The organism is Amycolatopsis sp. NPDC005232 (genome assembly GCF_040607795.1).
In the GTDB taxonomy this organism is placed as follows: domain Bacteria; phylum Actinomycetota; class Actinomycetes; order Mycobacteriales; family Pseudonocardiaceae; genus Amycolatopsis.
Window position 1 is genome coordinate 1 of the sequence record NZ_JBEXHL010000014.1, and the last position, 15,549, is coordinate 15,549.

The following is a 15,549-nucleotide window of genomic DNA, read 5'->3' on the forward strand; positions in this document are numbered from 1 at the left end:
CCGCCGGACTACGCCACATGACCCGAGACACCACCCGACCACTCACCCTGCTCGGCATCCACCCCTAAAACACCAACGACTTTGCCGGAACCCTGCCCTGGGAGGGCGGGGGCGTGTTCGGGCCGGGGCGAGGTGGCGCACTGAACACCACCTGGGCCAACCCCGTACGGTCCCGGATCACCAGGAACGTCACGGATTTCAGGGTGCGCCGGCGGTGGAGCCAGCCGGCGATGGTCGTGGTGGTGCCGGTGTGCGTGGGCAGGTCGGCGACCAGGGTGCGAGGGAACATCCACTCTCCTCGAGCGAACTCGGCGACCCCTTGGGGGTGCGGGCGAGAAGGGAACTCGCGGTACCACCGCACCTTCGCCGCCGGGACAAAGGCGGCCTCGAAAAACTGGGCCCGGTGTCGGGGGCCGGCCGGCGGGGCATTGCCTCCCCGCTGCTCGGGAGTGTCTTCGCGGCGGGGACGCGGCGCCGCCTCTCAGCTATGGCGGCTCTCTGTGGGCGCGGGACCCCGCGCTACTCGGTTCCGTCAGCGCGTTGCGCGGAAGTCTAGGCACAGGCGCCACCGAACGTCGCGCGAATTAACCCGCCAGCCGTGCAGGACTTTCGACTTGCCGCGCCGAACGGTGACAAACAGCCGTTTCCAACGAATTCCACCGCGGCCACCCCGCCGCGTTCACCCGGCTGGCGCAGTGGTCCACGCAACCCCGTCGGGCCGGCTCATCCGAGCAGCTGAAGCCGAACGGGTGAGTGGTTCGTACATCGGTTCGTCCCAATCCGTGCTCCATCCGAAGGACCGCCCACGACGCCCCAAAGAACAGTTTTCCCAGGTCACTCCGGCATTTAGGGGCTTTTGCCGGGATCGTTACCATCCCTCCATCGTTGACCCCTTCGTTCGCCCTGACCTAATTTGTTGCCCCACCAGACGAACTTGGCGGTGTCAGCGTGGACTCCTCCCTGCCTCTGAGACCCATCGGCCCACCGCGGCCGGCGGATCAGGCCTCGGTGCGGCGCAGCAACCTCGCGCTCGTGCTGCGGCACCTGCGTGACGCCGGGCCGCGGTCGCGGGCGGGCATCGCGGCGGAGACGGGGCTGAACAAGGCCACGGTGTCGAGCCTCGTCGCGGAGCTGGTCGAGCGCGGGCTGGCGCGGGAGGGCGAGCTGGAACGCGCGGGCGCGGTCGGGCGGCCGGGCACGATCGTGGAGCTCGACGGGCGCGGGGTGGGCGGCGTCGGCGTGGAGGTGAACGTCGACTACCTCACCGCGCTGGCGCTGGATCTCACCGGCACCGTCCTGTTCGAACAGCGCGTGGCGCTCGACGTGCAAGCGCTTCCTCCGGCCAAGGTCCTCGACGCGACGGCCGAGCTGGCCGCGAGAGCGCTCAGGGAATGCCGCCGTCTCAAGGTCTCGCCGGTCGGGCTGACGCTGGCGATTCCGGCCCTCGTCGACGTGGAAGCCGGCACCGTGGCGTTCGCGCCCAACCTGCACTGGACCGACGTCCCCGTGGTCACCGGCCTGACCGAACGGCTCACCCACCGCCTCGGCCGCCTGGGATTCCCCGTCCGCATGGCCAACGACGCCAACCTCGGCGCGCTCGGCGAGCACGCGATGGGCAGCGTCGCCGGCACTGCGGACCTCGTGTACCTCACCGGCGAGATCGGCGTCGGCGGCGGCGTGATCTCCGGCGGCAGGCTCCTCGGTGGCGCGGAAGGGTTTTCCGGCGAGATCGGCCACATCCAACTCGATCCGAACGGCCGGCGCTGTGGCTGTGGCAGGCGCGGCTGCTGGGAGACGATCGTGGGCCTCGCCGGGATGCTGCGGCTCGCGGCCGAGCCCAACGACCCGGTGCACGACCCCTCGTTGGACCTCGAACAGCGCCTCGACATGGTGCGCCGCCGCGCGGAGCTGAAAGACCGCCGCACGCTCGACGCGCTGGCCCAGGTGGGCACAGGGCTCGGCGTCGGCGCGGCCGTGCTCGTGAACGTGTTCAACCCGCGCGTGGTGCTGCTCGGCGGTTACTTCGCGCAGCTCGGCCCATACCTGCTCGGCCCGATGATGGCCGAGCTCAAGGCCCGCGTGGTCGCGCCCGACATCGGCGGCTGCCGCGTGGAGCTGTCGTGGCTGGGCTTCTCGGCCGCCTCGCGCGGCGGGGCCCACGTGGCGCTGGAAGCCGTGTTCGACGACCCCGCGCGGGTTGTCGCCGGAGCAGGGGAGAGGGACAGCGGATGACGCTTCTCGAAATGACGGGGATCGGCAAGGGTTTCCCCGGCGTGCGCGCGCTCGACGACGTCGAGCTGAGCGTGGCCGAAGGGGAAGTGCACTGCCTGCTGGGCCAGAACGGCGCCGGCAAGTCCACGTTGATCAAGGTGCTCGCCGGCGCGCACCGGCCCGACGCGGGGGAGATCCGCGTCGGCGGCGAGCCCGTGGAGCTGCCCAACCCGACCGCCGCCATCAAGTGCGGCATCGCCACGCTGTACCAGGAGCTCGACCTCGTCGACGGGCTTTCCGTGGCGGAGAACATCTTCCTCGGCCACGAGCAGGCCAGCGGGGGCTGGGTGCACCGCGCGACGATGCGCGCCGAGGCGCGAAAACTCCTGAACCGGCTGGGGCACCAGGAGATCCGCGTGGAACGCGAGGTCGGCTCGCTCTCGGCCGCGGGCAAGCAGATCGTGAGCCTCGCCCGCGCACTCTCGCTCGACGCGCGCCTGATCGTGCTCGACGAACCTTCGGCCGTCCTCGCCAGCGACGAGGTCGCGAACCTCTTCCGCGTGATCCGCGGCCTCACCGAACGCGGCGTCGCCGTCGTCTACATCTCCCACCGGCTCGAAGAGATCCGCGAGATCGGCGACCGCGTCACGGTCCTCAAAGACGGCCACACCGTCGCCACCGGACTCCCGGCCCGCACCACGCCGACCACCGAGCTGGTCGCGCTGATGACCGGCCGCCGCGTCGAATACCTCTTCCCGCCCCGGCCCGCCGAAGACGCGTTCGACGACCGCCCGGTGCTGCTGGAGGTCGAGGACCTCACCGTGGCCGGCTCGTTCGAAGACGTGGCGTTCACCGTGCGGGAAGGCGAGATCGTCGGCCTCGCGGGACTCGTGGGGTCGGGCCGGTCCGAAGTCCTCGAAACCGTCTACGGGGCAAGGAAACCCACCACCGGCCAGGTGAAGCTCGCCGGCAAACCCCTGCGGAACGGCGTGACGTCGGCCGTCCGCGCCGGCCTCGGCCTGGCGCCGGAGGAACGCAAGAGCCAGGCCCTGCTGCTGCAGGAGTCCGTGGCCCGCAACGTTTCCCTCGCCTCGCTGCGGCGTTACGCGCGGTTCGGCTGGTTCAACTCCCGCGCCGAGACCACCGCCGTCCGCCGCCACACCGAGGCCCTCGACCTGCGCCCGCCCGACATCCGCCGGCCCGCGGGGAAGCTCTCGGGCGGCAACCAGCAGAAGGCCGTGCTCGCGCGCTGGCTGCTCAAGGGCTGCCGCGTGCTGCTGCTCGACGAGCCGACCCGCGGGGTCGACGTCGGCGCGCGGGCCGAGCTGTACCGCGTGATCCGCGAACTGGCCGATTCCGGCGTCGCGATCGTGCTCGTCTCGAGTGAACTGCCGGAGGTGCTCGGCCTGGCCGACCGGGTGCTGGTGCTGCGCGAAGGCCGCGTGCTCACCGAGGCGCGCGGACGCGACCTCGACGAATCGGCCGTGCTCGATCTCATCCTCGAGGAGCAGGAGCGTGCGGAATGAACGCTGAACAGGCGGTGGCAACCGAACGTGCGCGCGGGTTCTCGGTGCGGCTGCGGGAGGCGCGCAACCTCGGCTTGGTCGGCGTGCTGGCCGTGCTGGTGCTGATCGGCGCGCTGACCCAACCGGGACAGTTCCTCACCACGGGCACGCTCGTGCTGGTACTGGTGCAGGCTTCGGTGATCGGCGTGATCACCGTGGGCATGACGTTCGTGATCATCGGCGGCGGCATCGACCTGTCCGTCGGCGCGGTGGTGGCGCTCGCGACGGTGTGGGCGACCACGCGCTCGACCCAGCAGTTCGGCATTACCGGGATCGTGTTCACCGCCGTGGCCGTCGGGGTCGGCTGCGGCCTGGTCAGCGGGCTGCTCATCGCGTACGGCCGGCTGGTCGCGTTCATCGGCACGCTGGCGATGCTCGCGTCGGCCCGCGGCCTGGCGATCCAGCTCTCGCAAGGCCGCACACAGACCGTGACGTCGAGCAACCAGGCGCTCGTCGACCTCGGTTACCAGGACAGCTACGTGCTCGGTATCCCGCCGCTGGTACTGATCTTCGCGGCCGTCGCGATCATCGGCTGGCTCGTGCTCAACCGCACCACCTTCGGCCGCCGCACCTACGCGATCGGCGGCAACCTGGAGGCCGCGCGGCTCGCGGGCATCAACGTGAAGCTGCACACCTGCCTGCTGTACGTCCTATCAGGACTGTGCTGCGGCATCGCCAGCGTGATGCTGATCATCCTCACCTCCAGCGGCACGTCGGGCAACGGCAACCTCTACGAGCTCGACGCCATCGCCGCGGTGATCATCGGCGGCACCCTGCTCTCCGGCGGCCGCGGCACGCTCGTCGGCTCCGTGCTCGGGGTGCTCGTGTTCACGGTCATCAGCGTGCTGTTCACCCTCAACAACCTGCCCACGGCCGTACAGCAGCTGGCCAAGGGCGTGATCATCGTGCTCGCCGTGCTCGTGCAGCGGCGGGCTTCGCTCTACTCGAGTGAGAGGACCACCCGATGAACACCGACATCCGCCGCCGCGCGTTCCTGACCGGAGCGACCCTCGCGGGCGTGGGCGCGCTCGCCGCGTGCACGAGCAACGAGGAGCCACCGCCCGCCGCCGCGACCGCACCCCAAGGCGCCCAGGACGCGCCGGGCAAGAGAGTCACGGTCGGGTTCGCCGGGCCGCAGGCCGACCACGGCTGGCTCAACGCGATCACCGTCAACGCGCGGGCCGAAGCGCAGCGCCATCCCGACGTGGAGCTCGTCGTCGCCGAGGGGTCGAACGACGCCGCCACGCAGTCGGCGCAGATCGACGCGCTGATCAACCGCAAGGTCGACGTGCTCGTGGTGCTGCCGGCCGATGGCAAGCAGCTCACGCCGGCCGGGCGCAAGGCGATGAACGCGGGCATCCCCGTGATCAACCTCGACCGGATCTTCGACTCGCCGCAGGCCTACCGCACGTGGGTGGGCGGCGACAACTACCGCATGGGCGTGAACGCGGGCAACTACATCGGCCAGCAGCTCAACGGGCAGGGCACCGTGCTCGAGCTCGCCGGCATCGACACGCTCGAGCTCACCCGCCAGCGCACGCAGGGCTTCGACGACGCGCTGGCCAACTACCCGGGGATCCGCAAGGTCGGCCGTGCCGCCGCCGAGTTCACCGTGCCGACCGGGCAGGCCCGCATGGCCGAGCTGCTGCAGGCGCACCCGCAGTTCAACGCGGTCTGGAACCACGACGACGACCAGGGTGTGGGTGCGCTGCAGGCCGTGCGCCAGGTCGGGCGGTCGGACTTCCTGATGGTCGGCGGCGCCGGGTCGAAGGCCGCGATGGAGGCGATCAAGAGCGACAACTCGGTGCTCAAGGCCACTGTGCTCTACCCGCCGACGATGGCCGCGTCCGCCGTGCGCCTCGCGCGGCTGCTCGGGCAGACGAAGGGCGTGTCGGACCTGGCGGAGCAGGAGATCCCCGCTTCGGTGACCACGTTCTCGGCGGTGGTGACCAAGGAGAACGTGGACAAGTACCTGCCGGTTTCCTTCGAGTGAAAGGGTTTTCGATGGCCGGGCAGATCGGCGTCGGGATGGTGGGCTACGCCTTCATGGGCGCGGCCCACTCCCAGGCGTGGCGGACCGTGCACCACGCCTTCGACGTGCCGCTGACGCCGCGGATGGCGGTGTTGTGCGGACGTGACGCCGCGGCGGCGTCGGCTGCCGCGGAGAAGCTCGGCTGGGCTTCCGTGGAGACGGACTGGAAACGGCTGGTGGAGTCCGACGAGGTGGGGATCGTCGACATCTGCACGCCGGGGGACACGCACGCGGAGATCGCCCTGGCCGCGCTCGCCGCGGGCAAGCACGTGCTGTGTGAGAAGCCGCTGGCCAACACCGTTGCCGAAGCCGCGGCGATGGCCGCCGCCGCCGAGGAGGCGACCGCTCGAGGGGTGCGGTCGATGGTGGCGTTCAACTACCGGCGCGTGCCGGCGCTGGCTTTCGCGCGGTCGCTGGTGGCCGACGGGAGGCTGGGCGAGCTGCGGCACGTGCGGGCGCAGTACCTGCAGGACTGGATCGTCGATCCCGAGTTCCCGTTGGTGTGGCGGCTGCAGAAGGAGCGCGCGGGGTCGGGCGCGCTCGGCGACATCGGCGCGCACATCGTGGATCTCGCGCAGTTCCTGACCGGGTCGCGGATTTCGGGCGTGAGCGCGGTGACGGAGACGTTCGTGCGCGAGCGGCCGCTGGTCGCTTCGTCGTCGGGGCTGGCGGCTTCCTCGGCGGCTGCGCGGGGCGAGGTGACGGTGGACGACGCCGCGCTGTTCACCGCGCGGTTCGCGTCAGGCGCGCTGGGCAGCTTCGAGGCGACGCGGTTCGCGGCCGGGCGCAAGAACTCGATGCGGATCGAGCTCAACGGTTCCGAGGGCAGCCTCGCCTTCGATTTCGAGGCCATGAACGAGCTGTACTTCCACGACCACACACTGGATCCGTCGGTCGCCGGGTTCCGCCGGATCCTCGTGACCGAGCCGGAGCACCCGTACGTCGGCGCGTGGTGGCCGCCGGGCCACGGCCTGGGTTACGAGCACACCTTCACCCACGAGGTGCGCGATTTCCTCGTGGCGCTCGCTTCGGGCACCGACCCGGCGCCGTCGTTCGCCGACGGGCTGCAGGTGCAGCGCGTGCTCGACGCGGTGGAACGCAGCGCCGCCGCCGATTCCGTGTGGACCGTTGTCTGATCAGGAGGTTTTTTCGATGGCACGACCGCTGACGCTGTTCACCGGGCAGTGGGCCGACCTGCCCTTCGAGGAGGTCTGCCGCCTCGCGAGCGGCTGGGGCTACGACGGCCTCGAGCTCGCCTGCTGGGGTGACCACTTCGAAGTCGACAAAGCGCTTTCCGATGACGGGTACGTGCAGTCCAAACGGGACACGCTGGCCAAGTACGACCTTCGCGTGTGGACGATCTCCAACCACCTGGTGGGCCAGGCCGTGTGCGACCACCCCATCGACGAGCGCCACGAGGCCATCCTGCCCGCCCGCATCTGGGGCGACGGGTCACCGGAGGGCGTGCGCCGGCGGGCGGCCGCGGAGATGCAGGACACCGCGCGGGCGGCCGCTTTGCTGGGCGTGTCCACTGTGGTCGGTTTCACGGGATCGTCCATCTGGCACACCGTGGCGATGTTCCCGCCGGTGCCGCAGTCGATGATCGACCGCGGCTACGAGGACTTCGCGGCCCGCTGGAACCCGATCCTCGACGTGTTCGACGAGGTCGGCGTCCGCTTCGCCCACGAGGTCCACCCGAGCGAGATCGCCTACGACTACTGGACGACCGTGCGCACGTTGGAGGCGATCGGCCACCGCCCGGCCTTCGGCCTGAACTTCGACCCGTCCCACTTCGTCTGGCAGGACCTCGACCCCGTGGGTTTCCTGTGGGATTTCAAGGACCGCATTTACCACGTGGACTGCAAGGAAGCCCGCAAGCAGCTCAACGGCCGCAACGGCAGGCTGGGTTCGCACCTCCCGTGGGCCGACCCGCGCCGCGGCTGGGACTTCGTCTCGACCGGCCACGGCGACGTCCCGTGGGAAGACGTCTTCCGCATGCTCAACGCCATCGCCTACGACGGCCCCATCTCGATCGAATGGGAAGACGCCGGCATGGACCGGCTGACCGGCGCGCCGGAGGCGTTGGAGTTCGTGAAGCGGTTGAACTTCACACCCCCGACGGCGGCGTTCGACGCGGCTTTCTCGTCGAAGCCTTAGGTCTGTCGGACCGGCGTGGCCCTCAGGTCAGGCGGTTGGCGATCATGATGATGACGACCACCAGCGTGAGGGCCGCGAACACCATGCCCACGATGGCCAGCGCCTTCATCCGCCGCCGTCCCACGCACGCGGCGATGCCCAAAGCGAGCGCCACCAGTGCGAACGGCAGCCCGATCCAGGCCCGGAGGTCGAGCGTGCCACCCAGGCGCGCGTCGTCCATCGCGACCGGCAGGAACGGGACGATCAGGCCCGCGATCCCGACCACGAACGCCAGCACGGCGGGCACGCCGCTCTTCAACGGCCCTTGCTGAAGCATCCCGGGCTGCCCGGTCCACTGCTGCTGCGGCCCGGGGTGCGGAGCGAGGCCGGATTGCGGCGGCAGTGCGACCGAGGGCGGCTGCGGCACCGCGGCGGGCGTGGACCACGCCTGCTGCGTCCCGCCACTCAGCCGCCCGGCCTCGGCCGCGGGCGGCTGCCCCGGCGTGTACCGCAACACGGGCCCTTGCGGCGGCGGCGGGAAACTCGCGTCCGGCTGGGTTTCCGGCGTGCCCGGGCTCTGCTGTGGACCGTCGGTCATGGTGGGGACTCCTCGGTGGCGGGGACCGCGCTGGCGAGATCACAAGATAGTCGTCTCGACCACCTCGCGACCAGCAAACGGCCTATCCCGCCACCGGGGAAATCCGTCACCGGGTGCCGAGCAGGTGCTCCAATGCCAGCTGGTTCAGCCGGGTGAAGTGGTAGCCCCGCTTACCCGCCGCCTCGACGTCGAACGAGTCCGCGGCCAGGTCGTCCAGCGTCTCGCCGGGGGCGACCGTCGGGACCGACAGCTCGTCGACGCGCGAAGCCGACAGCGCCGCGGCCACCTCGGGGTCCGCCCGGAACGCGGCGGCCTTTTCCTTCAGGATCAAGTACATCCGCATGTTCGCGGCGGCCGAATCCCAGACGTCCGAAGCGTCCTCGGTGCGCAGCGGCTTGTAGTCGAAGTGCCGCGGGCCGTCGTAGCCGGCGCTCTCCAGCAGGTCCACCAGGAAGAACGCCGAAGTCAGGTCGCCGTGGCCGAAGATGAGGTCCTGGTCGTACTTGGGACCGTGCTGGCCGTTGAGGTCGATGTGGAAGAGCTTGCCCTGCCACAGGGCCTGCGCGATGCCGTGCACGAAGTTCAGGCCGGCCATCTGCTCGTGGCCGACCTCGGGGTTCAGGCCGAACAGCTCGGGTCGCTCCAGCTGCGAGATGAGGCCGAGCGCGTGCCCGATCGTGGGCAGGAGGATGTCGCCGCGCGGTTCGTTGGGCTTGGGCTCCAGCGCGAACCGGATGGCGTAGCCCTGGGACACGGCGTGGTCGGCCAGGAGGTCGAGGCCCTCCTTGTAGCGGTCCAGCGCGGCGCGCACGTCCTTCGCCGCGTCGGACTCGGCGCCCTCGCGGCCGCCCCACAGCACGTACGTGGAGGCGCCCAGCTCGGCGGCCAGGTCGAGATTGCGGCGCACCTTCGTCAGCGCGTACCGGCGGATGTCGCGGTCGTTGCTGGTCAGGCCGCCGTCCTTGAACACGGGGTGCGTGAACAGGTTGGTGGTCGCCATCGGCACCTTCAGGCCCGTGGCCTCCAGCGCCGCCTTGAACTTCTTGATGGCCGCGTCGCGGTCGGGCTCGGTGGCGAGCAGGTCGTCGTCGTGGAAAGACACGCCGTACGCGCCCAGCTCGGCCAGGCGGTGCACGCTCTCCACCGGGTCCAGCGCCGGCCGCGTCGCCACGCCGAACGGGTCGGCGGCCTGCCAGCCCACGGTCCACAGGCCGAACGAGAACTTGTCGTCCGGAGTGGGCGCGAAGTCGGTCATGACGGTCCCCTTCAATCAAGTACCATTTAGTTCACGTTGTAGACTAAATATGCGCCCCGCAGGCCCGCCCGTCAAGGGCCGTCGCTTCACCGGGGCCTCGGTACAGTTCCGGGAGGAGGCCACGGCGATGACGCAGGCGGTGCGGCACGACTCGATGCGCGCGCGCAACCTCGAGCTGGTGCTTGGCGAGGTCGCCGGGCGCGGCCCGCTCACCCGCGCGGCGCTCGCGGAGCTCACCGGCCTCACCAAGTCCACCGTGTCGAAGCTCGTCGGCGACCTGCTCGACGCCGGTTTCCTCGCCGAAACGGGCCCGGCCCGCGCGGGCGAACGCGGCCGCCCCGGCGTCGAGGTCGTGCTGTCCGGCGCGCGCGTGGCGTCGCTGGGGCTGGAGATCAACGTCGACTACCTCGCCGTCTGCCTGCTCGACCTCGCCCGCACCGTGCGCTTCACGGAGCGCCGCGAGCGTGACAACCGCGGTTCCCGCCCTGAGGAAGTGCTGGGGGAGCTGCAAAACCTCGCCGAGACGGCCCTCGCCGCGGCTGAAAATCTGACCGTCGCCGGGGCCGTCCTCGCCGTGTCCGGCCCGGTCGGCGACGGCGTGCTGTTCAGCGCCCCCAACCTCGGCTGGAGCGACGTCCGCGCCGCCGACATGCTGCACCTGCCCGTGCCCGTCACCCTCGACAACGAGGCCAACCTCGGCGCCCTGGGCGAGCTCTGGTTCGGCGCCGGCCCGTCCGACTTCCTGTTCGTCTCCGGCGAGGTCGGCATCGGCGCGGGCCTGGTCGTGGACTCGGCGCTGTTCCCCGGCACCCACGGTCTCGCCGGCGAGCTCGGCCACGTCGTCGTCTCCCCGGCGGGCCCGCGTTGCCGCTGCGGCGCGTCCGGCTGCCTGGAAACCTATGCGGGACAAGAGGCTCTGCTCGAAGCGGCGGGCGTCACGAGTGTCCACGACCTGCTGCACAACCTCGAGACCAACGACCCCACCGCCTCCAGGGCCACCACCGCGGCGGGCGAAGCGCTCGGCCTCGCGCTGTCCTCGGCGGTCAACCTGCTCGACCTCGACCACGTGGTGCTCGGCGGTGTCTTCGCCCCGCTCTTCCCGTGGCTCGCCCCCGCCGCGGAAACCGTGCTGGCGGGCCGCCTGGGCCACCTGCGCGGCTCGGTCCCGACGCTCGCACCGTCCACTGTGGGCGGTGATGCCGCCACCTTGGGCGCGGCCGGGCGGACCATCCACCACGTGCTGGCCGACCCGGGCCCGTTCCTCACTCGCGCGTGACCCCGGCTCATCCACGACGGGTGAGGTGACTGCGGCACCGGCGGGCCGACGATGACGGCGAAGGCCCGCCGAATCGAGGTGTTCGATGACTGCCCAGCCGACTGCCCGAACACCCGACCAGACGCGCGTGCGCCACGCCGAAGTCGCATTGCGCTCGATCGGCCAGCCGAACTCCGTGGCCCGCGAGTTCGACTTCTGGAACGACCGCTACGAGGGGCGGCGGCTGTTCTCCGAGCTGTTCGGCACCTTCCTGCTGGTCCTCGTCGCCGTGGGCGGCGGAGTCGTCAACGCCCGGTTCGGCGGCTCGGCGATCCCGACGTCGGCGCAGGTCGTGGCCCCCGCGTTGATGGTCGCCGCGATCATCCTGTTCATGGGCACGGTCTCGGGCGCCCACCTCAACCCGGCGGTGACGCTCGCGTTCGCGGCGCGCGGTGACTTCCCCTGGAAGCGCGTGCCCGCGTACATCCTGGCGCAGTTCGTCGGCGCGGCGCTGGCCACGCTGCTGCTGTGGGCCCTGCTCGGCAAGCAGGGCGACGCCGGGCTGACGCTGCCCGGCAGCGGGATCAGCACCGTCACGGCGATGCTGTGGGAGCTGGTGCTGACCACGGGCCTGGTGAGCGTGATCCTGGGCAGTGCCTCGGGGGCCCAGCAGGTCGGGCCGCTGGCGGCGATCGCCGTGGGCAGCTACATCGCGCTGGCCGGGTTGTGGGGAGCGCCGGTGAGCGGCGCGTCGATGAACCCGGCGCGCTCGCTCGGGCCCGCGCTGGTGCTCGGCGACTGGACGTCGTGGTGGGCGTATCTGGCCGGCCCGATCGCCGGGGGCTCATCGCGGTGGGGATCGCCTACATCCTGCGCGGCACCGGAGGCGGCCGCAGCGGGGAGAAGGCGGCGCAGGGCGTGCTTCCGGGGAGCGCGGTGCCGCGCTCCCCGGAGAACACCTAGCTCACCGAACGCACCAGCACGATGCCGCTGCCCACGGTCGCGCCCGCGTCGTCGACCACCGAGAGCTGACCGCGCAGCACACGGCCCGCGCCCGGGGCGGCCGAGGCTGTCACGACACCCGGCACGGTCCACGTGGTGCCCGAGGCGTGCGCGGCGACCGGGTCGGTCACCGTGACGCCGCCGAACGACGGGTTCACGAACACGTCCAGGTAGTCGTACGCCGTGGTCCCGGTGGGCACGGAGTACCCGTCGACGACCGCGATCCACGCGCCCGCAACCGGGTTCTGGACCGTCACCGACTCCTCGGAGTCACCGTCGGCGCTCTGGCCCGCGAGGACGCACGAACCGCTGCTGCAGTTGTACACCGACAGGTCCAGGTCGGCGGCGGTGTCGGCGGTGTTGCCGATCGTCACCGTCAGCGACGTCGAACCCGGCAGCACGGTCAGCGGCGTCTGCGCCGACTGGTCCTGCGCGATCGTCGGCCGCGTGATCTTCGCGCTGCCGAACGTACTGCCCACCACGTGCCCGGTGAACGCCTTGAGCGAGTTCTTCACCGTGTACGTGCGATCCACCCCGGTACCCAGCGGAGCCGACGCGATGTCGTCCGGGTTCGGCGTGATCGCGGTGCCCAGCGCGGAAACCGTCAGCTTGTACGGCGCGGTGTCCACATCGGACGTCCGGCGCGCCTCCACCGTGATCTCCCAGACGCCCGGCAGCGGGTTGGTCAGCGTGCGGCTGGTCGGCGTGCCGCCGACACATCCCGCGCCCGCGTCGGGGTTGTAGCAGTTGGTGGAGGTGTTGCTGTCGACCGGAACGCCGGTCGGGTCGTAGCGCAGGAAGCGCACCTGGCCCTTGCCGGGGTCACCACCACCGGTCAGGTCGACCTGCAGCGAGCTCGCACCCTGCGGCACGCGCAGGAAGTAGCTCACCGACTGGTTGCGCGCGATCGTGCCCGACGCGGTGAAGGTGCCCGACGAGGCGAACTCAGCCGGCGCGAAGACCGTGTTCATGGTCTGCACGTCGACGCCGATCGTCAGCGGGTTGTCGAGGTACAGCAGCGCCGAATGCGCACCGGCCTGTTTGGGGTTCACCTTCACCTGGAAGGAAACGGGCTTGTTCAGTGGCAAAGACACCAGGGAACCCGAGGAGAATGTTCCGTCGTTGCCCACCCAGCGTGCGAAATACACCACCGGACGAGAAGAACCGGACGTGCGCGTGAGCGTGTACGTGCGCGTGTAGGACTTTCCGACGGTCACGCCCTCGCGGTCGTGGATGCCGACGCCGACGCCCGGGGTGGGCTTGAGCAGGTTGGCCTGCACCGTGTGCACGTCGACCGCGGTGGTCACCGCGTCCGGCTTCGGGTTCAGCGACAGCGCGACCCACGCGGCGGGCACGTTGAACAGCCCGGCGCCCTGCTCGTACGCGCCGATGCCCGGCACGAAACGCGCCGTGGACTTGATCGCCGAGCGCAGCGCCGCGACCGGCGGACGCTGGCCGTGGTGCGTCGCCTTGTACGCGCTCACCAGCAGAGCCGCCGCGCCCGTCGCCTGCGGTGAGGCCATCGACGTGCCCTGAAGCATCGCGTACCCGGCGGGCAGCTGGTACGTGCCCGCGACCGGACCCGGCGCCTCCCACCGCGGCACGGTGGAGATCGCCGCGCCGGGCGCGATGATGTCCGGCTTGAAGCCACCGTCTTCGCGCGGACCGCGCGAGGAGAACGGGTGCAGCGCCTCGGCCTTCGACACCTTCGAGCCGTAGTTCGACAGCCACGTCTCGCGCGTGATGTACGAGCCGACACTGATCGCGTCCGTGGCCACCGACGGGTCGCCGACCGAGTTCGCGCCCGCGCCGGAGTTGCCCGCGGAGATGAAGATCTGCACGTTGTACTCGGCGATCGTGCGGTTGTAGAGCTCCGCGCGCGCGTTGTTGCCGTCGTTGAGCGCGGGCAGGCCGCCGATGGAGATGTTGATGACGTCGGCGCCGTGGCTCGCGGCGTAGACCACGCCGTCGAGCAGACCGCTGGAGGTGCACGAGTCCGTGGTGAGACACACCTTCACGGCCATCACGTTCGCACCCGGGGCGGCACCGTCCATCTTGCCGCCGAACAGGTCGTTGCCCGTCGCGATGCCGGCCACGTGCGTGCCGTGCTCGGCGCCCGCGATGCCGATGTTCACGAAGCCCGGCTTGTCGGTCTGCACCACGAACGCCATGCGCTCGGCGCGGTCGGTGGCGGGGTTGTCGGTGCCGAAGTAGCCGACGTCGAAGTTCTTGGCGTAGTCCGACATCGGCTTCTCGTCGGTGAAGTCGCCGTCGCCGTCGAGGTCCACGCGCACCTGCTTGGTGGCGGTGTCGAGCAGCACGCCCCACGAGTCGGCGCGGTCGCCGTCGCGGTTGAGGTCGCCGCCGGTCTCACTGCCGGCGCCGCCGAGGTCGCCCGCGGTCTCCTTGAACAGGCCGAAGGTGTACGGGCCGCCGGTGGCGGGCGAGGTCCAGTCGCGGCCGTTCGACGCGAAGGTGCCGGTGTAGGTCTGGGTGGACTGCTGTACCCACGTGCCGTCGCCGGAGTTGGTGGCGTTGGCGTCGTACCAGTCGACGATCTTGCGGTCGCCGTGGCTGGTCTTGGCCAGCGCGGGGCTGTCGAGGTCGACGCCGGAGTCGAGCACGGCGACGGTGGTGCCCTTGCCGTCCCAGCCGCCGAAGGTCTGGCCGAACTGCGCGGCGTAGGTGTCGCCGGTGGGCAGGTACGGGTTCACGCGCGGGGTGTTCTTGCCCGGAGCCGGCTGCGGGATCGGGTTGGCCGCGCCTTCGGGCTTCGGGTCGTCGCGGTGGATGAGACCGTCGACGTCCACGGCGTTCACCGACTTGAGCTTCGCGGCCTTCTCGGCGTTCGCGACGGGCACGGAGACCTTGACGTAGTCGAGCTTCGCGTCCGTGGACTCGACCACGCCGCCGAGGGCCTTGAGGTCGTTCACGGCGGCGCTCGAGCGGCCGCGCTCGGCGGCGACCAGCAGCGTCACGGTGCGCTTGCCGGCCCGCTGGGCTTCGGCGACGAGCGCGCGGTCACCGTCGTCGAGGGTCTTGCCGTCAGTGGCGGTGGGGTTTCCGGGTGAGGAAGGGGGCTGCGCGGCGAGCGCGGCGGGCACCCCGACGGGGGCGACGCCGAGGGCGGTGGCGAGGAGGGTGATCCCCACCCGCCGTCTCCAGCGTGATTTCTGCTGTGTCATCGGAGCAGTACACAGGTCGGGACCATCCGCATCAATCAGACAGTCAGCCTATCGGCCGCAATTCGGCGTGAGACGAACGGCCTAACCCGACGGCCTGACCAGACCACCACCACGACGACTCCGCGGCCGACGGCCCCGCGAAGGATCACCGCAGGGTCCCGGGGGGTCCGGGGGAGACGACTCACGAAGGCGACCACCGTCGGGGGTCGGGGGGAGACGGCTCGCCAACACGACCACCATCGGGACTTCGGGGGGAGACGGCTCGGCAACGCGACCGCCGCCGGGGGCCACTCAGCAAAGGCGACCACCG

The 15,549-nt window shown here is 70.8% G+C and carries 11 protein-coding genes and 1 pseudogene; 8 read left to right on the forward strand and 4 right to left on the reverse strand.

Going from position 1 to position 15,549, the window contains the following annotated elements:
* Positions 1–64: 64 nt before the first annotated feature.
* Positions 65–289, reverse strand: a complete 225-nt coding sequence (locus ABZU76_RS25555) for an OB-fold nucleic acid binding domain-containing protein (RefSeq protein WP_354873794.1) — start codon at positions 287–289, stop codon at positions 65–67.
* A gap of 719 nt (positions 290–1,008) precedes the next feature.
* Here ABZU76_RS25555 and ABZU76_RS25560 point away from each other — a divergent pair.
* Genes ABZU76_RS25560 through ABZU76_RS25585 form a run of 6 tightly spaced genes read left to right on the forward strand, consistent with a single transcriptional unit; the run spans position 1,009 to position 7,965 of the window.
* Positions 1,009–2,232, forward strand: a complete 1,224-nt coding sequence (locus tag ABZU76_RS25560) for an ROK family transcriptional regulator (protein ID WP_255638291.1) — start codon at positions 1,009–1,011, stop codon at positions 2,230–2,232.
* Positions 2,229–3,737: a sugar ABC transporter ATP-binding protein gene (locus tag ABZU76_RS25565; protein WP_354873796.1), complete on the forward strand. Its 1,509-nt coding sequence runs from the start codon at positions 2,229–2,231 to the stop codon at positions 3,735–3,737. The genes ABZU76_RS25560 and ABZU76_RS25565 overlap by 4 nt, the downstream gene beginning before the upstream one ends.
* The gene (locus ABZU76_RS25570) at positions 3,734–4,744 is read left to right on the forward strand and encodes an ABC transporter permease (RefSeq protein ID WP_354873798.1); all 1,011 of its coding nucleotides are present in this window, start codon (positions 3,734–3,736) and stop codon (positions 4,742–4,744) included. The genes ABZU76_RS25565 and ABZU76_RS25570 overlap by 4 nt, the downstream gene beginning before the upstream one ends.
* Entirely contained in the window at positions 4,741–5,769 is a 1,029-nt protein-coding gene (locus tag ABZU76_RS25575; protein WP_354873800.1) for a substrate-binding domain-containing protein, read from the forward strand. The genes ABZU76_RS25570 and ABZU76_RS25575 overlap by 4 nt, the downstream gene beginning before the upstream one ends.
* An 11-nt stretch (positions 5,770–5,780) precedes the next feature.
* Positions 5,781–6,944 carry a Gfo/Idh/MocA family oxidoreductase gene (locus ABZU76_RS25580; protein WP_354873802.1) on the forward strand — a complete coding sequence of 388 codons (1,164 nt, stop codon included), beginning with the start codon at positions 5,781–5,783 and terminating at the stop codon, positions 6,942–6,944.
* Between the two features lie 16 nt (positions 6,945–6,960).
* The gene (locus ABZU76_RS25585) at positions 6,961–7,965 is read left to right on the forward strand and encodes a sugar phosphate isomerase/epimerase family protein (protein WP_354873804.1); all 1,005 of its coding nucleotides are present in this window, start codon (positions 6,961–6,963) and stop codon (positions 7,963–7,965) included.
* A 22-nt stretch (positions 7,966–7,987) separates the two neighbouring features.
* Here ABZU76_RS25585 and ABZU76_RS25590 read toward each other — a convergent pair whose 3' ends face one another.
* Positions 7,988–8,542: a hypothetical protein gene (locus ABZU76_RS25590; RefSeq protein ID WP_354873806.1), complete on the reverse strand. Its 555-nt coding sequence runs from the start codon at positions 8,540–8,542 to the stop codon at positions 7,988–7,990.
* A gap of 106 nt (positions 8,543–8,648) precedes the next feature.
* Positions 8,649–9,797 carry a xylose isomerase gene (gene xylA, locus ABZU76_RS25595; RefSeq protein ID WP_354873808.1) on the reverse strand — a complete coding sequence of 383 codons (1,149 nt, stop codon included), beginning with the start codon at positions 9,795–9,797 and terminating at the stop codon, positions 8,649–8,651.
* Between the two features lie 127 nt (positions 9,798–9,924).
* Here xylA and ABZU76_RS25600 point away from each other — a divergent pair, with 127 nt between their 5' ends.
* Together ABZU76_RS25600 and ABZU76_RS25605 are read left to right on the forward strand one after the other, a co-directional pair.
* Positions 9,925–11,073, forward strand: coding sequence for an ROK family transcriptional regulator (locus ABZU76_RS25600; protein WP_354873810.1), 1,149 nt, complete (start codon positions 9,925–9,927; stop codon positions 11,071–11,073).
* Positions 11,074–11,158: 85 nt separating this feature from the next.
* A pseudogene (locus ABZU76_RS25605) lies at positions 11,159–11,836 on the forward strand (MIP/aquaporin family protein); the annotation flags it as partial.
* Between the two features lie 175 nt (positions 11,837–12,011).
* Here ABZU76_RS25605 and ABZU76_RS25610 read toward each other — a convergent pair.
* A complete protein-coding gene (locus ABZU76_RS25610; RefSeq protein WP_354873812.1) occupies positions 12,012–15,239 on the reverse strand; it encodes a S8 family serine peptidase in 3,228 nt (1,075 codons plus the stop codon).
* Positions 15,240–15,549: the final 310 nt, after the last annotated feature.